Origin of the sequence: Thalassolituus oleivorans MIL-1, assembly GCF_000355675.1 — a bacterium.
GTDB classification, from domain to species: Bacteria; Pseudomonadota; Gammaproteobacteria; order Pseudomonadales; family Oceanobacteraceae; genus Thalassolituus; species Thalassolituus oleivorans.
Genome location: NC_020888.1, coordinates 47,936 through 65,975, shown reverse-complemented (window position 1 = coordinate 65,975; position 18,040 = coordinate 47,936). Strand labels below are relative to the sequence as shown.

Sequence of the window (18,040 nt, the reverse complement as noted above, 5' to 3'; positions counted from 1 at the left end):
CTGAGCGGCGAATGACTAGATAACGGATGTATCGCAGCCCATGATCAAATGGATTGCAGCATGAATGCTGCCAAGGAGAAAGTTGCCATGAACTTAAAGCCGACGGCGAGTCTTATCGGCATGCTACTGGGTGGCGTTTCACTACTCTTAGGATGTAGCCCCAGCGTACAAACGAATTTAATTCACCCCGATGCTGATAAGAGCATTGTTTTTAGTGCCAGCAAAGGCGGGGTGAAAGGTAATGTCAGCCTACTTGAGCTAGAAGTCGGTGGTAGCATCGTCGCCTCCACCAGTGCCTCGTCGTTAGAATATACCGGCGGCCCCTATCCCATATTTAGCAATATGATGCTGCCGTATAAAGTCTATGCGCATTCGAACTATGGTGTAAAAACCAACACAGGCTCACTTTACATCGCTAACCCGAAAGGCCATTACCGCTACACAGTTGCATCAGGCAGTAACAATGGTTACCCCAATAGCACTGCCGAGCAAACAGGGCCGAATCTTTATCGGTTAGATAAAGCCGTTGTTCGCACCCATGCACAGAATGCCGTTATTGAATACGCCAACGCCCGAGGCTTAACAACTACTCAGGTATTAGCCACCGCCGATCATATGGTGGAAGCGGTTGCGCGCTATGTTTCTCAGCATATGAGCTGGCGCTCGGACGAACTCAACCGCCAAGTCTTTGCTGACAATGGCTACGAATCCTACTCTCCGGGATGGGACTTTCCACAACCGGCCGATTTGACCTTAACCATCTCCGGCGACTTAAATAACGTCAGTTCATCGGATGATTTTATGGGCGACTGCGAAGACCATGCGATTTTACGCGCTGCCCTCTTGCGAGCGTTAGGCTTCGCGCCGTGGGCAATCTGGGATGTAATTGATAATCCAGTGAGCCACGAATATAACGTCGTACTTTACCAAGGCGCCTTTCGCTTAATGGATTACGGCACCATCGACCGCTGGCTAGAAACCCATACTTGGGATGCCCACCAAAGCTATTACGGATGGAATGAAGAGCATGGCCCGCGTGGAACCGCTGACCTGAATCACGATTATTTAAAAGATAATACGCATAATTATCCTGGCGGACGTAGCAACGGCAATACCTGGAGCTACCAAGGTTACTACGAAGACGTCGCGCCATAAGCCCAGATTAAAGAGGAATGAACATGAATTGGTTACGTATGATGGGCTGCTTGGTTGGCGTTATTGTCAGTGCTAGCACCCTTGCTGTTGAGCAAAAAATATCGACGATGGACGTCGGACCTGCAGGTATTATTATCACCCATATGGAAGGCAAGATAGCGTTACAAGATGGTGCCGCACCGACGACAGATATCAAGCTGACCATTACCAATAGCTCCGAAAAGAACTTCACCGGCACAATCGGATTTCGTGGCGGTGATAGCCAACCGATTACTTTAACGCGTGGCAATACAGCGACCATAGCGGTAGCACCGGATGTGCAATACCGCGGCGAACGCGGTCATATTCAAAAGGCGGCGATTGATTTAACCATTTTAATGGATGGTGACCTACCCCAAAACGCCGTTGAATCGGTGAACGTTGCCGTATCTCTGCCAGAGGGTGGCAGCCCATTGATGAAAGCCACACCGCCGCTAATCGAGAACGAAGGAGCTGTACCGTCGTATATTTTGTTTTCTCGCGGGCAATACACATCGCCTCTGACCATGCTCTATACCATGGCGCCAGTGAATGTACGCATTCACAAAACCCTAACACCTAATCCGATTAAAGAAGGGCCTGTGACCGTGTCGCTCACCCTAACCAACGTCGGCAAAGAAACGGCGAAAGGCTTAATTATTAAAGACAGCCTAGATCCGCGTGATTTTTCCGGCGAAGGAGAAGGCTTTACACTCTATCAGGGTGAAGTCAATGATCAGCGTTTGTTATGGGAACACACGCTAGAGAGCCTTGGTGCAGGAGAAAAAACGACCATCTCCTATGAAGTAATCGCCAATGGCGCTGTGCATGATGTCGCTCTTGATGCCGCTAGTGTCATTGTCGATCAAGAACTTGCGGGAATCAGTAATAAGGTTTGGCTACATAAGTAGCACTGCCATTACTGAATTAAAACCGAGTAAATCCCTAGGTTTTTAATAAGTGGCGGACATTCCTGTCAGCCACTTCCTGCTAAATAACAAGAATAACAGTATCTAAACTTCTGCAGCCCAGAACCTGAGCGACCTGCACAATTCAGCAACATTTCTTAACGATAAATAACTACATTTTGTAGGTGTATTTTTCAAAACACTCGCCAAATAACTGCTTAACTCAGTGCATCGACCGAAGGTCACGTCATTAGTTAGGAGTTACAGCATGAATCGAATTACCCCATTGCTAGCAGCCATGTGCGTATCAAGTGCACTGGTCGGTTGCTCTAATACCAATAACGATAACGCCTCTGCCTCGACAGAAACCGGCAGCGAATCATTATCGGGTAAAGTCGCTGACGGTTACTTAGCCGGAGCCACCGTCTGCTTAGATCTGAATGACAACCAAGAATGTGATGCCGACGAACCATCAACGACTTCCACCTCTGGCGGTGCCTACACCCTCGAAGGCGTAACCGCAGAGCAACTAGCCAGTACTGCGATTCTGGTAGAAATTGTCGTCGGTGAAACCATTGACGAAGATAACCCTGGCGTTGCCATTGATCGAACCTACACCTTAACCGCACCTGCGGGTTATAACTTCGTTAGCCCTCTCACCACCATGGTACAGAACGAGGTGCGTGAAAGTGGTTTAACTCCTGACGAAGCCAAAGCTAGCGTACAAACGAAACTCGGTACCGAAATTGATCTTGCCGACGACTATGTTGCCGGTAGTAGTGATGAAACCAATGGCGCTGAATTTGCGCGCCTGCACAAGGTGGCTCAGGTTACCCGTGTGGTAATGCAAAATAACATCGAAACCGTCAAACAGCTCACTGACGGCACTGGTGTTGCGTTTGAAGACCTACTGTCACTCATCGTTAAACAAGTTGTCGCTGCACTTGACACTATTTCAGCACAAGTGGATGCCGCAGGTGAAAGCTTTGATCCTGATGATGTTGTTTCCTCGGGTGGCGTTGACGGCGCCAACGTTGATACCGCAACCATTAACGACGATCTTGCCGAACGCGAAGCAAAACGCAGTGCGACCGATGTAAGCATTGCCGAAGTATTAACTTCCGGTGACAGCCTGCACTTTTTTGAAAGTGATGAGTACGACCAAGGCGTTGTTGATTTCTTTTACGGCACCGTGAGCGCCGATAGCAGCAATAACGTCACCATCACGCGCTCCATTTACAACAGCTCAACCGAATCTTGGGATGCTGACTCAGAAGACAATGCTGATACCTACCAAGATTGTATTTTGGATAGCGGTGCTTGGAATTGTGTCTCGGATAGCTCTGAAACCATTACGGTATCGGGCGATAGCGTTATTGTTAAGCGCGGTGGTCTTGGTGCCTCTAAGGAAGTCATTACCGGTATTTCAGTCGATTTAACCGGCAAGCGCATCGCCAGCTTCGCCGACGACGAACGTTATGAATACGTACTCGACCCTGCCGAAACCTTTAGCGAGGGCGCTACTGGATATCGTTTAAGCTTTGTTCGTGACTCGGCTATTCACGTTATTTTCAACGATAACGTTGCAACGGTATCTGAATGCTGGGGTGGCTCTGGCAACGCTACAGGCCCATTCTCGCCAACGGATACTTGGTGTAATAACGTCTTCCTGCGCACCGGTGACGGCAACTACGAAACCGATGGCGACGCGGCGACGACTCTATCTCAGTTAGTTTCTAGCACAGCAGCTAGCAACCCAAATGATCCTGCCGATATTAAAGGCACCGAACTTTATGGTCGTGATATTAGCATCATGGCAGAGTTCGTCAGCGGCGGCGTCGCTAACTATTATTTAGTCGACTATCGCGAAGGTTCTACGACGTCATTGTCCACTAAATACACCGGCACTTGGGCACAAAATACGGTTGATACTAAGGTAGTTATGCAATTCACCTTACCTGCCATTTTGATCTCAAAAGGCGATCTGGACGACGACGAGAAAACCCAGTTCTTTACTGTTCATGATGGCTATGTACGTCGCGGCGGCATCATTCCAGCCGGTAGCAGCAATGACAATCAATGGGTATTCAATAACAGCGCACGCGATCAAATCAAAGCCGCATTTGATTACAGTTTGCTAACTGACCTTGAACCTTGCTCAACCGGTGATATTGAAGAAGGCGAAGATCAAAGCGGTGTTGCAACGGGCGGAACGTCATCCGATTTTATTGCCGCTGCTGAAGCATGTTCAGCCTCTAGCTTTGTCAGTGCAGACCTAACCAATCAAACCTTTGTATCGGATTTTGGCGTGTTTAATTTCAAAGCCGCAGGTGCGGGTGTGTTTGTTGGCGAAGTAGGTGGTGAAGAAGATTCCGTTCTCGACTTTACTTGGGCAATCAATAGCGCTGGCCACGTGGTCATTAACACGTCTAATACACAAAAGGGCGAGACGACATTCCTGCGCTTAACGATGGCGAAAATTGAAGTGAATGCACGTCAAATTAGCTTGAAAACCTTTAGCCAAGAGGCCGGTACATCTGCCGCGGTTGATCAAGCCGTTGGCGAAGTGTACGGCGAGGTTTGGGCAATTAAATAACCACAAACCCAACATAAAAAAGCCCAGCAATTGCTGGGCTTTTTTATGTTCGTTAATCGTTAAAAATCAGCCAACATATTGCGCAAACTGCTCAGCGTTTCTTGTCCGCGCTGCTTTTGCTCTTCAGCGCTGGTTTCGGTTTTACCTTCCCAAAGAATATCATCGGGCGGTAATTCATCCAAAAAGCGCGAATGCGTAGTCGACGCTGCTTCACCATACTGACGGCGCTTCGCTGCATACGTCAGTGTTAACGTCCGCTTTGCACGGGTAATACCCACGTACATTAAACGGCGTTCTTCTTCGATCGTATCGGCTTCAATGCTGTTGCGGTGCGGCATGAGTTCTTCTTCCATGCCCATGATATACACATGCGGAAATTCCAAACCTTTTGACGCGTGCAGCGTCATTAACTGCACTTGATCACTTTCGTCTTCTTGCGCTTGTTGCTCCATCATATCGCGCAAAATCAAACGTCCTACGGCATCTTCGATGGTGCATTCATCACCCTCTTCTTCCGCTTTTGAAATCATCTTGCTAATGGAGTCGATTAAAAACCACACGTTTTTCATGCGCCGCTCGGCTTGATTTGGCGTACCGGAGTTTTGCAATAAATAGCTTTCGTAATCGATGTCGGTGATCATTTCTTTAATCGCTGCCACTGGATCATCGGTATAAGCATTGCGAGTAATCCCATCGAGCCAATGGCCAAACCGACGCAAGCGATCCAGCGCCTTAGGCATCAGTGACTGTTCAAGCCCCATCTCAGTGGTGGCAGACAACATACTGGTGCCACGCATGGCGGCGTATTCGCTTAGCTTTTCAATCGTAGTCGGGCCAATTTCACGGCGCGGGGTATTAATAATGCGTAAAAAAGCAGCATCATCGCTGGGGTTAATGATTAAGCGTAAATAGCCCATGATGTCTTTAATTTCATTGCGGCCAAAAAATGACTGGCCACCACTGATTTTGTAAGGCACCTGATAGGCCTGCAATTTCATTTCAATATTGCGCGATTGATGATTACCACGGTACAGCACGGCAAAATCTTTATAGCCGCAGCCATAACGCAAGCGGCGCTCAACAATTTCCGTCGCGATGCGCTCGGACTCAACGTCGTCGTTGCGACATTTAAGAATCTTAATCGGATCGCCGTAGCCCATATCGGACCAGAGCTTCTTCTCAAACTCGTGCGGATTGTTATCAATCACACGGTTAGCGGCGTTAAGGATTAAACCGGTGGAGCGATAGTTTTGCTCCAGTTTGACGATCTTCAGCGTTGGGAAATCTTTCTTCAACAGCGACAAGTTTTCTGGCTTAGCGCCGCGCCAAGCATAAATCGACTGATCGTCATCCCCAACCACAGTCAAACCGGTACGATGACCCACGAGTAACTTAACCAGCTCATACTGACTGGTGTTGGTGTCTTGATACTCATCCACCAGCAAGTAACGAATCTTCTTCTGCCAGCGTGTTAATACTTCCGGGTTATTCATAAACAACACGGTTGGCGCCATGATCAAATCATCAAAATCGACCGCGTTGTAGGCCTTGAGCATGCGCTGGTAAACCGAATAGGTTTGCGCAATCAGCGAATCTTGCTGAGTTTGGGCCATGTTGACCGCTTGCTCAGGAGTAATAAGATCGTTTTTCAGATTGGAAATAGCGCTCTGAATCATGTCGAGCATATCGCCATCGTCACCGTGCTCACGGTGCATAACGTCGCGGATAATGCCTTTGCAGTCGTCTTGATCAAGAATCGAAAAGCCCGGCTTGTAGCCTGCTGTTTTGTGCTCAAAACGAATGATGTTCAAACCGAGGTTGTGGAAGGTAGAGACGGTTAACCCTTTGGCTCCGCCCTTGCCAACCAAGGCGCTGACCCGCTCTTTCATCTCGCGCGAGGCTTTATTGGTAAAGGTCACCGCCGCGATGTGGTGCGGCTTAATGCCGCAAACACCAATGAGATAGGCAATCTTACGCGTGATCACGCTGGTTTTACCCGAACCCGCACCGGCCAGCACCAACAGTGGACCGTCGATGTATTTGGCTGCTTCTTTCTGGCGGGGATTGAGTTGACTTAGATCGACCACGGACATACCTCTCTCTGGGCCGGGGATTTTAGCAGTTATCGACCGCGATTAAATCGTTCCTTTACTAACAAGACCTGACATTCGGCAGCAAAAACGCCCCAGCGACCCTCGTGTTTTCATATTTTTTCGCAATCCAACGGCAAGAGTCGCGCTAATGACCTATACATATAGGAGCCTTTAATTTAATTACGGTTTTATTGTTTTCTTATGGTGTCTCTACCAGACCACACAATACTCGACCTATTGGTTCTAGGGACGGAACGTCCCGTATCCTCAACCTTGATTCAATGGTTAAGTGAGCAACCAGGGGCCGCTGCGCATCCCATTCGTAGTGGCATGTTCGACGCCTTTATGCCGATTCCAAATGGCCATATGGTTATTGTAATCGCACCTCATGACTCACCTAATTTACGTGATCGTATTCAAGAAATGAGCAGCCACCATGCCTGCTTGATCATAGGTCGCCCTACAGAACGCGCTTATTACCCTGACGCGAGCGTGTGGCTAGATGAAGACCAACTATCACCGACATCAATCAACCATGGCTTAGAAGATTTACGTACGAGCGCTCTCGGCTTGCAGTGCCCATTACTCACGCGCCAGATGTTCTTGCGACAATTACGCATCCGCTTAGAGAAGCAATCCGATCTATTTTTGCAGGTGGTTAGTTGTCGATGGCGACCCGCAGCATCCGGCGATAGTGCTGAACTGCGCTTTGCCACCCAACAAGCGTTTGAACATCGTCTGCGCTCAAATGCACCAGCCGACGCCCTAATCGGCAAATTATTAGACGATCAGTTTGTTGTGGTGAGCACCCAACAAGCAATATTGGCAGAATCTTGGCTTGCCTCATATGAAGACGACAGTGCCTATCTGTGGACGTCTTTCCTTAGTAATCCCTTGATGTTGCACAGCTATAATGACCTTGGAAAAACACTACAAGCCTGTGTGCAGCAAATTGAACACAAGCGCATGATGCAAAGCGGCATAGGTACGCGGTCACTGAGTACATCTGAGAGCTTGGTCGTGTCTGATTTAATCCGCGCGCTAAGACGCAAAGAGTTCTACCTAGAATTTCAGCCACAATTCGAAACCGCGAGTGGAAAGTTAGTGGGGGCAGAAGCCCTATTACGCTGGCTGCACCCAGAGTTAGGGGTTGTGCCACCAACGGTATTTATTCGCGATGCTGAAATGGCCGGTTTAATTCGGACTTTGGGCTTATGGGCCTTGAGCGAAACGTTGAAAGCATGGCATCGACTTGCTGAGCGCGGACACTCATTGCGCATGGCGGTGAATGTGTCCTTCCCCGAAGTCGCCGATCCTGATTACGCCGACAAAGTTCTCAGTCTTCTGGAAGAGAACGGCGTACCGCCTTCCTGTTTAGAATTAGAACTAACCGAAACCGCCATGATGCTGGATGCCAGTGTGTCACTGCTAAATTTGCGCACACTAAAGCAGGCGGGTGTTCATATCGTATTGGATGATTTTGGTACGGGATTTTCATCACTCTCGCACCTAAACGAGCTGCCACTAACTGGCATAAAACTCGATCGTGCGTTTGTAACGCCGTTAGGTTCTGACGGCCCGCAAACACATATCGTTAGCTCTATGTTGTATTTAGCGCGGCGCTTAGGCTTAGAAACAACGGCAGAAGGCGTAGAGGACAGCAAATGCTTAGAGGTAATTCACACTCTTGGCTGTGATCGGGTTCAAGGCTTTTTATACGCCCAACCTATGTCTCTCGATCACCTCATCGAACGTATTGACGGCGAACTAGTTATGAGCGAGGGATCTGGGCAACAGTGCCTGTTTTAGGCGCTGCGGGTAAGGGAACAACAGGAACAGCTCCCGTTTCACCGAAGAAAGCCTTCGCATCAAATGGGCTAGGCGTTACTTTGTGGTAATACACCATACCCGCAACAATAACAGCTGTAACAGCCAAGAAAATAACCAATTGCTTTACCGAATCAGAGTCGCGCATCAAGTGCTCCAACGCTACAAAAAAAGATGAACTGTCTTTTTAGTCTGGTCTAGTCTCGGTAGAACGCAACTTTACAAAGTTTACCATTCCCTCTTTACAATATTCATAGATAAAAGACGTCCAAGATCTCTAGCACTGACATCTATAGTTCTGGCTGATCGACTAGCATCGGCCATCGCCTGACCGCTAATTGAAGACCATTCAATGAAGTAATCGTTTTGACTAGCTAACTGATCGATAAAGACACGCTGCGTTCGCCCGTTCCCTTCCCTAAATGCATGTATCTTATTGATCCAACCCAAATAAAAACCAGCTCTTTGCCCAAAGGTATTAGCGTCTAAGCCTCGTAAATAATTTTCAGTCATCAATTGCGAGAAGCAAGCAGCAGCTTCGCGATGAATCAAAGCATACGGTAAGAAAAGTTTATTCCCTTTGCCAATCTCTACTTTTCGTAATTCTCCAGCAAACGGGTAAACATGGCGAAAAATTCTGCGATGTATTTCAGCTAAGTGTTTCAAATCAAAAGAAGGCTGAACGGGTGAAGCTATTAACTGCGCTAATGTCTGCTGGGTAATACGCCTTTCGGCTTCATTAAGAGAGGTGGTATTCGTATGCCCTAATAAATTTTTTAAACATGACGAATTGTTAATTAAATACGGATCGTGTTCAGATAAGTCGTATTGTGAATAAGCTTCCATGCGTTGGGTTCCTTCAGATCAATCAAGTCGCATTTTTATTTGTAGCCTTGCAGGCTTGAACAATTTTTTCAATTTCAGCTTCGGCATCAACCCTACCGGCGATAATGTCGCTCATCAGCCGCTCTTCTTCAGCAGAAACCTTTAGCCCCTCGATCCTGCACGATCCAGCCGCCTGAGCAGCTAAAAATTCACTGGTGATAGGTTTGTTTGGCATTGTAAAGCCCCCCGATTTACCGAAATTCGAGTTTAACATGAAGTGCTCTTTACGCAGCAACATTGGTATAAGGTACAGATTAACGCAAAACAAAAACAAATCTGCACGCTAATAGCAAAAGAATCACTCCCAATCAAAGTTTATATCTTTACGTTATTACCCGAATTACGCTCAAAGTTTAAAAACATAAATACATCAAGTCACCTGCCGGTAACGATCCAAGCTGCGATAGCCTAAGGCCTCCATAAGATGAATTTTCTCGATATGCTCGGCTTCGGCCAAATCGGCAATAGTGCGGGCAACATTTAATAAGCGGTGATAGCCACGAGCGGATAATTGCAGTCGTTCGATAGTATCCAACAGCCACGTTTGATCATCTTCTCGTAACGCGCACACGCGATCACGCGTTGCACCCGATAATTCTGCGTTAGGGCAGCCTTGCCGTTGTATTTGACGCGCGCGCGCCGCGATCACCCGTTGCTGCACCTGCTCGCTTGGCTCTGACGGCGGCGCTTGTTGCAAGACAGCCACAGGAAGCGGAGGCACTTCAATGTGCAGATCAATACGATCAAGCAGTGGCCCAGACGTTTGCCCTTGATAGCGCCGTATTTGCTCTTGGCTGCAATGGCAACGCCCCGACGGATCACCGAAATAACCACAAGGACATGGATTCATGGCCGCGATGAGCTGAAATCGGGCTGGGAAGGTGATGGAACGATTCGCTCGGCTAATAACGATACGGCCACTTTCGAGTGGTTCGCGCAATACATCCAGTACTTTGCGGCTGTATTCAGGCAATTCATCGAGAAAGAGTACGCCGCCATGAGCTAACGATATTTCTCCCGGCTTAGGGTTTCCTCCACCGCCCACCAGTGCAACCCCAGATGCCGTGTGATGCGGTGCGCGAAATGGGCGCTGACGCCAACGTTGCTTCCAGCCATCATCTTGATGACTAATCGAATAAATCGATGCTGAGACTAAGGCTTCGTCTTCGGTCATTGGCGGTAAAATCCCCGGCAAACGACTGGCGAGCATGGTTTTGCCCGTTCCTGGAGGGCCAATAAACAGAAGATTATGCTGCCCACTTGCGGCTATTTCTAACGCCCGTCTGGCCTGTGGCTGACCGCGAACATCTTGCAAATCGTCTCCCAAGCGCGTTAATGCGAAAGCATCAAGGTTAGGCTGTACCTGAGTTAGCTGATGCTGGCCATGCAAAAACGCCGTTACCTCGCTCAACCCAGAAGCGATACGGTAATCACCAGTACTGCACAAACTTACTTCAGCCGCATTACCTGCTGGCAGTATTAAAATCCGTTGTTTTTCTGTGCACTGTAACGCCGATGGCAAAACGCCCGATACCGGCTGCAAAGCACCACTTAAGGCCAGCTCACCAATAAACTCGTATTTTTCTAAAGCATCGGCGGGGATTTGATCGGAAGCGGCGAGTATGCCTAAAGCAATGGCCAAATCATAACGACCACCTTCTTTGGGTAAATCCGCAGGGGCGAGATTGATCGTGATGCGTTTCGCTGGAAATTCAAACTGGCTGTTAATGATGGCGCTGCGCACGCGATCTTTTGATTCGCGCACGGCGGTCTCGGGCATCCCGACCAAACTCAACGATGGCAAACCATTCGATAGGTGAACTTCAACTTGGACTTGAGGCGATTCAATACCCAATTGTGCGCGGGTATAGACCTTGGCGAGTGACATTGGCATTCCTTGCTGGCGTCATTTTATTCAGACTAATAAAAGCAACTGAGAAGTGCCATAAGGCAAAAGGCTGATGAAAAAAGGATAAAACCCAAAAAGATACTGCGCCAGCTCGGTAAAATGCCTAACATTGAAACAGTTATTCAATTTGTTACGTATAGATATCATGAGGGAAAGGCATCCAATTCCTCTGTTAAGACGTATGTCATATAACCGAGCTTGCTTAAGTGTTTCGCCAAGCTTGTGGAGAAGTTAATGATTACACCCGCTCGTATCACTCTTTCGATTGCCTTAGCTTGCGCACTTATCGGCTGTAAATCTGGTGGCGGTAGTAGCAGCGACTCTGGCTTAAGCTTGTCGGGCCAGCTAAGTATTCCGGTTAACACAGTCACCGACTCCGATGTTAACGATAGCTTGGCAACCTATGCGTCTAACAATGATCCATCGACACCACAAAGTATCCCTAACCGCGTGACGGTACATGGCTTTGCCTCGGCGGTGCCGACTTTTGCAGCCGCCAGTGATTCCGGCGATTACGAGCGTTTTAATAACGATGCCGATGAAGATGATTACTTCTCGGTTAGCCTCCAAGCGGGGCAAAAAATAACGCTGCAAGTGGTTGATTATGAAGGTAATAATACCGGATCGGCGTACAGTGGCGACTTAGATCTTTATCTATTTAAACCTCCTCTAGAAACCTCAATTTTAAGCTCACTCAATGAATCTGAGTTTGAAGAAATCATCGTTCCTGCCGATGGTGAGTATTTAATCAATGTTTATGCTTATAGCGGCATCTCTAAATACGTACTACGTATTCAACCAGCAGATACCAGTATTACCAGTGCATCCAATAGCAATAGTTTAACGCCTTTCGTACTCGATCAAGCCATAGTGCAGTGGAAGGACAATAGCTCAGCGGCTAATGCGAAAGCCCTATCAGGTATAAAGGCGTCAGCAGAAACGCACAGCCGTGCATTAGGTACAACGCGGTTGAATGCCGACCATTACTCCAGCGAGTATCCGGCCAAGGTTAAAATGGCGCGCATTCAAGCCGCGGCGCTAACACCACTACAAGCTTTCAATCCTGAGCTAGCTCGCGCAAGGCAAACCCTGATTGATATCAAACGCTTAAACGAACGCGAAGACGTTGAGTTTGCTGAGCCAAACTATATTCGCCATGCGCTGCGAACACCCAACGACCCTTTATATCGTAATCAATATCACTACAACGACATCAACCTGCCTCAAGCATGGGATATCACCACTGGCAGCCGTGCTGGCGGCGGCAATGTCATTGTTGCCGTACTCGATACTGGAGTATTTCTCGCGCACCCCGATTTAAGCAACCAGCTAGTGAGTGGCTATGATTTTATTTCTGACAAAACCAATGCCAATGACGGTAATGGTATCGATAGCAATCCCGATGACCCCGGTGACAGCACTCAGCGGGGCGGTAGCTCGTGGCACGGAACACATGTCAGTGGCACGGTCGCAGCGGAAACCAACAACAATACCGGCGGCGCTGGTGTGAGCTGGAGCGCTAAAATTATGCCGGTGCGCGTGCTCGGCATCCAAGGTGGGGAATCCAGCGATATCATCCAAGGGATTCGCTACGCAGCAGGGTTAAGTAACAATAGCGGCACAGTGCCCAACCAGAAAGCCGACATCATCAATATGAGTTTAGGTAGCTACGGTGCATCAACCGCCGAGCAAAATGCCATTACCGCGGCGCGTAATGCAGGTGTCATCATTGTCGCAGCTGCCGGTAACGATGGCAGCTCCGAGCTATCCTATCCCGCCTCCTACAATGGTGTGATATCGGTTAGCGCCATCGGTCCTGATGGCAATATCGCTTATTACTCCAACTCCGGTAGTAAAATCGACGTAGCAGCACCTGGAGGTGATCTAACGGCTGATCGTAATGCCGATGGACAATCCGATGGCGTATTAAGTACTTCCGTCAATGATGCCAGTGGCGCTCGTGTTGCCTCTTACTATTTAGAACAGGGCACCTCAATGGCGACCCCGCATGTGGCTGGAGTGCTGGCGTTGATGAAAGCCGTCAATCCCAATCTAACACCCGTACAAGTCGATAATGCGCTTGCAGCAGGAGAGTTAACAGATCAAAGCGGACGTAATAACGAATTTGGATACGGCGTTATCAATGCCTATAAAGCAGTTGTCGCGGCACAAAATATTGGCGGCACTAGCAGTTCCACTCCCGTGTTGGAATCTTCACCGAATAGCCTCAGCTTAGGTACGGATGACAGCGCTAATTTTATCGTTAGCAATGCCAACCAAGACTCTACCGATCCTATGATCACTAGCGTCACTGACGATGCTAGCTGGCTAACAGTATCGTCGAGTAGCGTCGATGCTAATGGGCTGGGCAGCTACAACGTCACCCTTGACCGCACCAACTTGATCGATGGTATTTATGACGCAACAATTACGGTTACCCCCGACAGCGGTTATCCCTTGTCAATCAGCGTCACTATGCAGGTGGGTGAGGTCGTGAGCGGTGGTGGCATGACGCAGCAGTACATTTTATTACTCGATGCCGACAGCGAAAACGAAGATGTTGTCGCCGAGACACAAAGTGATAGCAACGGTAATTATAAATTCACCGACCTAAAACCCGGTCGTTATATCATTAATGCGGGTTCTGATATTGATGTCGATTTGTTGATTTGCCAAAGCGGGGAAACTTGTGGTGCCTACCCGAGCTTAGGAGCAGAACAAATAATTGAACTGACGGATACAGACCGCGCTAATGTCGATTTTGTTATTAGTGTGATCGGTGGTTTTAACAGTAATGCTGCCAGCGTTCAAAGCCGCCCAATTACCAACAACAACGCGGAAGAGAGTAACGGCACAGAGGAAGATAACAGCAAACAATCAGTCCACTCTATCGCAAACTGATTGTTCATAAGCCTAGAATCTAAGCACACCAATGGCACCTGAATGCAGGGTGCCTAGGTGTAAACCATCGTCTTCAGGTTGTACCGAGGTCACGTTACCCACCGTAACCGCCGCTCTGTCATGTAAACTTTGCAATACTTCGCCTTGCTCAGAAAAATGTACAATTAAACCGTACGCAGGTGGCACAGGTAATAGCCAACTGGGTAATTTGGCCATCTGATTTTTTATCCAAGGATACGGATGCAGCGCATCTAAAACGGGGCTGCGCAGAGCATACATAGCTACCCAAAAACTGCCATCGGCAGCACGCGCAATGCCATCGGGAATGCTCGGCAATCCATCAGCAAAAATCGCTTTCTCGCCTTTTCTATCGCCTGTTAGAAACACTTTGGTAATTTGATAACGATAGGTTTCATTGACCAACACAAATGACTGATCGCTGCTCACTGCGACACCATTTGCAAAGGCTAAATCATCCGCCAACAAGGTTAATTCTCCGCTCGGTTTAAGCGCAAATAACCGGCCACTGGGGCGGGCTTCGAGTGCGTCATTTAAATACTGCGCTAATGGCCAATGCGTACTAGCATCCGAGAAATAAATCGTACCGTCATTACCGATATCAACATCATCAACAACGCCTAATGCCTCGCCCTGATAATGGTCTGCTAATACTTGCAATGTCCCCTCATGCGTCCACTTCAATAAACCACGAACACCATCGGCAATAATAAGTTCATCGCTCGGCGTCATGGCCAGCCCAAGGGGACGGCCTTGAGTATTCGCAACCGTTTGCCAACGATCAGCCTCCTCACCGCCAGTGCAGAGTTTCAGAATGCTGCCATCATCGACACCAGTGTAACGACAGCCCTTGCTATCGAGTGCGACATCTTCACCACCATGCACGCCTGCTGGAAGAAGAGTCATTTGTGCCGACTGCAACATGTCGTTAGGCGCATAGGCACCGTCCAGCAATTGGGGCGTTGAGGGTGTCGTCGCCGCAGAGTTAATCGGAGAAGGCAGCAATAAAGCCACACCGATAATTGCGCCAAATCCAACGGCGACGTAGGTTAGTGATCGCATAATGTCCCTTTTTTATTTATAAAAAAAGCTGAGGATCTAATGACGCTCAGCTTCTATTGGAGTGTTTAGGCTACCAGATTACACCAGCAAATAACCACCATCGACATTAATGCAAGTACCTGTTGTGTAGCTTGCGGCATCTGATGCTAAATACAAAACCGTACCCGCCATTTCTTCCGGCATGGCAACACGCTTCATCGGAATGTGCATCATTGCATGTTTCAAAATAGCGTCATTCTTTGTTAGCGCACTGGCAAACTTAGTATCCGTTAAACCGGGCAACAAGGCGTTCACACGAATACCCAGTTGCGCGCATTCTTTTGCAAACGCCTTTGTCATCGCTATAACTGAAGATTTAGTAATGGAATAAATACCTTGTAAATCACCCGGCACAACGCCATTAACGGAAGCAACGTTGATAATAGTGCCGCCGCCATTTTTCTTCATCAAGTTACCGCCTTTAACGCACATAAAGAAATAACCGCGAATATTTACATCAACGGTTTTACTGTAAGCGCCCAAATCGGTATCTAAAATATGACCAAAATATGGATTAGCAGCAGCGTTATTAACTAAAATATCCAACTTGCCATGCTTAGCTTCTATCGCGCTAAAACACGCTTCAATCTGATCCATCTCACCAATATGGCACCCCAAGGCTTCTGCACTGCCACCGGCTTCGTTAATGGCATTAGCAACCACTTGGCAATCGTCGATCTTACGACTAGAAACAATCACATGCGCACCTGCAGCGGCGAGTAATTTTGCAATGCTTTCACCAATGCCTCGGCTAGCGCCTGTTACCAAAGCTACGCGGCCAGTAAGATCAAATAAGCTCGTTGGGTTCATATATGTTTCCTAGTTTTAACGATAGGTCAGATACTGTTTACCAGCACTGGCTAAGTGATGATGTTCATTACACGAGGCTAGGCTAACTTTGCCTTCGCGGTTATAGAGTAATTGCGATATTCCAGCATTGAGCAAGGTCCAATTTAATTCGAACGCTTTGTCATGGCTTAATCCCAAACAGTGTTGGGCAATCGCAGTGACGGGGCCACCCGAGGTAAATACCACAACATTTTTGCCCGCAGCATTAGTTATTAGATCCTCTAAAGCCCGAGTGCAACGCCCAGTAAAGTTATTCCACGATTCGATATAATCATCATCGTGCTCGCCCGACGTCCAACGTTCTACAGCCTTTGCAAATAATTCCTGAAATGCTTTACGACGATTTTTTTGTGTCAGCAACCAAGCGCCTAACGCAGCTTTATGTTTAAAGTGCGGAAAAGCACAAGCAATAACATCGTCTGAATCAAATTCATTAAACCCAAACATTTCGACAATCGGCCCAAAACTATGCCAATGCCGCTGCGCCGATTGCATCGTTTCGCGATGGCGCTGCATGGCGCCATGCACAACCATTGGCGCTTCAATGCCGCGCTGAGCCAGTGCCTTACCGACTAGCTCGCCTTGAGCAAAACCTAATTCGGACAGTTGATCATAATTTAATTTGTCAAAACCCGCCTGACCATGACGTACCAGATAGATGCTGGCCATAATTTAATGGCCAGCCTTTGGTAATTGGCTGCGCTTGATAATGCGATTACAGCGCCAGTTTAAATAATTCACCATAATCCAAAAATTCTTAAAGGCTGGATTATCGGTTTGCTTATGGTGATAACGGTAATAAATTTGTTGCGCAATAACCGCTAAGCGAAACAAACCAAAGACTTCATAAAAAGGCCACATTGCTTTATCGAGATTCATACGTTGGCAATAATGTTCAACGATTTCGTTACGCGTTAGCATACCTAGCAAATGGCTCGGCTGACGACGAACTGATCGCATGACGAAGTCATCGTCAGCTTGTATCCAGTAAGCCAATGCACCACCTAAGTCCATAAGAGGATCACCTAAGGTTGCCATTTCCCAATCAAGAACACCGATTATTTCACCCGGATTATCGGGATTAAGAACCACGTTATCCATACGAAAATCGTTATGAATAATACACGTCGCTACGTCGTTCGGCTGGTGCTCTTGCAACCATTTAATGGTCTTTTTAAAGCTGGGAACATTCCATGTTTTCGATTTACCATAGCGTTTCGTCCAGCCTTCAACTTGGCGCTGCACATACCCTTCGCCTTTGCCTAATGAATCAAGACCCGCTGCCTTGTAATCCACTTGATGCAAGTCGATAAGTTTGTCAAACGTGGAAATGCATAGATCTCGTGCTTGTTCTGCACTCAGCTGCATACCTTTCGGTAAATTACCGCGAGGAATAATTCCAACTAGGCGCTCCATAACGTAGAAATCGCTACCGATAACGCTTTGGTCATCACACATAGCAATCATTTGTGGAACATAAGGATAAACAGGTTTTAACGACGCCATGACGTTATATTCACGCTTCATATCGTGAGCACCGGCGGCCTTATGGCCCGACGGAGGACGTCGCATAATATAATCGACTGGCTTGCCATCCGCTTGCGCAGGGTAGCTCAATTGATAGGTTAAATTCGAAGCTCCACCAGAAAACTGACGAACCTCTGGCGTACCGCTTAAACCGTCAACCTGCTGCTGCAACCAAGCATTTAGCGCTTCAACATTAAAACTGTCGCTATCGCGTAAGGCCTTGGCCTGATCGATATATTCCTTAGACATATTA

The 18,040-nt window shown here is 47.9% G+C and carries 14 protein-coding genes; 5 read left to right on the top strand and 9 right to left on the bottom strand.

All coding sequences use genetic code 11. From position 1 onward, the window contains the following. The first annotated feature begins 60 nt into the window (after positions 1 to 60). The 3 genes from TOL_RS00285 (at position 61) to TOL_RS00275 (ending at position 4,677) form a co-directional block, all read left to right on the top strand. Complete coding sequence (locus TOL_RS00285) at positions 61 to 1,155, top strand: hypothetical protein (RefSeq protein ID WP_041588344.1); 1,095 nt, start codon at positions 61 to 63, stop codon at positions 1,153 to 1,155. 23 nt (positions 1,156 to 1,178) lie between these two features. Beyond that, positions 1,179 to 2,084, top strand: a complete 906-nt coding sequence (locus TOL_RS00280; RefSeq protein ID WP_015485251.1) for a hypothetical protein — start codon at positions 1,179 to 1,181, stop codon at positions 2,082 to 2,084. A 265-nt stretch (positions 2,085 to 2,349) separates the two neighbouring features. Continuing rightward, the gene (locus TOL_RS00275) at positions 2,350 to 4,677 is read left to right on the top strand and encodes a hypothetical protein (protein WP_015485250.1); all 2,328 of its coding nucleotides are present in this window, start codon (positions 2,350 to 2,352) and stop codon (positions 4,675 to 4,677) included. 59 nt (positions 4,678 to 4,736) lie between these two features. Here the strand turns inward: TOL_RS00275 and rep are convergent, their stop codons facing one another. Then, a complete protein-coding gene (rep, locus tag TOL_RS00270; RefSeq protein WP_025264428.1) occupies positions 4,737 to 6,770 on the bottom strand; it encodes a DNA helicase Rep in 2,034 nt (677 codons plus the stop codon). Positions 6,771 to 6,971: 201 nt separating this feature from the next. On the opposite strand from rep, the gene TOL_RS18025 reads away from it, so the two are divergent. Next, complete coding sequence (locus tag TOL_RS18025; protein WP_015485248.1) at positions 6,972 to 8,579, top strand: EAL domain-containing protein; 1,608 nt, start codon at positions 6,972 to 6,974, stop codon at positions 8,577 to 8,579. On the opposite strand, the gene TOL_RS18610 is transcribed toward TOL_RS18025, so the two are convergent. From TOL_RS18610 to TOL_RS00245, 4 genes are all read right to left on the bottom strand, one after another. Further along, positions 8,542 to 8,745 (bottom strand): hypothetical protein, encoded by a 204-nt coding sequence (locus TOL_RS18610; protein ID WP_015485247.1) that lies wholly within the window; start codon positions 8,743 to 8,745, stop codon positions 8,542 to 8,544. The genes TOL_RS18025 and TOL_RS18610 overlap by 38 nt on opposite strands. Before the next feature lie 80 nt (positions 8,746 to 8,825). Next, a complete protein-coding gene (locus TOL_RS00255; protein ID WP_015485246.1) occupies positions 8,826 to 9,443 on the bottom strand; it encodes a Fic/DOC family protein in 618 nt (205 codons plus the stop codon). Positions 9,444 to 9,465: 22 nt separating this feature from the next. Next, complete coding sequence (locus tag TOL_RS00250; protein WP_025264424.1) at positions 9,466 to 9,696, bottom strand: antitoxin VbhA family protein; 231 nt, start codon at positions 9,694 to 9,696, stop codon at positions 9,466 to 9,468. 156 nt (positions 9,697 to 9,852) lie between these two features. After that, the gene (locus TOL_RS00245; protein WP_015485244.1) at positions 9,853 to 11,370 is read right to left on the bottom strand and encodes a YifB family Mg chelatase-like AAA ATPase; all 1,518 of its coding nucleotides are present in this window, start codon (positions 11,368 to 11,370) and stop codon (positions 9,853 to 9,855) included. Between the two features lie 255 nt (positions 11,371 to 11,625). Between TOL_RS00245 and TOL_RS00240 the strand changes: the two genes are divergently transcribed. Further along, a complete protein-coding gene (locus tag TOL_RS00240; RefSeq protein WP_015485243.1) occupies positions 11,626 to 14,292 on the top strand; it encodes a S8 family serine peptidase in 2,667 nt (888 codons plus the stop codon). 12 nt (positions 14,293 to 14,304) lie between these two features. Here the strand turns inward: TOL_RS00240 and TOL_RS00235 are convergent, their stop codons facing one another. From TOL_RS00235 to TOL_RS00220, 4 genes are all read right to left on the bottom strand, one after another. Then, positions 14,305 to 15,372, bottom strand: coding sequence for an SMP-30/gluconolactonase/LRE family protein (locus tag TOL_RS00235; protein ID WP_015485242.1), 1,068 nt, complete (start codon positions 15,370 to 15,372; stop codon positions 14,305 to 14,307). Positions 15,373 to 15,450: 78 nt separating this feature from the next. Next, positions 15,451 to 16,221, bottom strand: a complete 771-nt coding sequence (locus TOL_RS00230) for an SDR family oxidoreductase (protein ID WP_015485241.1) — start codon at positions 16,219 to 16,221, stop codon at positions 15,451 to 15,453. Positions 16,222 to 16,236: 15 nt separating this feature from the next. Next, positions 16,237 to 16,929: a histidine phosphatase family protein gene (locus tag TOL_RS00225; RefSeq protein ID WP_015485240.1), complete on the bottom strand. Its 693-nt coding sequence runs from the start codon at positions 16,927 to 16,929 to the stop codon at positions 16,237 to 16,239. 3 nt (positions 16,930 to 16,932) lie between these two features. Beyond that, positions 16,933 to 18,036, bottom strand: coding sequence for a phosphotransferase family protein (locus TOL_RS00220; protein ID WP_015485239.1), 1,104 nt, complete (start codon positions 18,034 to 18,036; stop codon positions 16,933 to 16,935). Between the last annotated feature and the right edge of the window lie 4 nt (positions 18,037 to 18,040).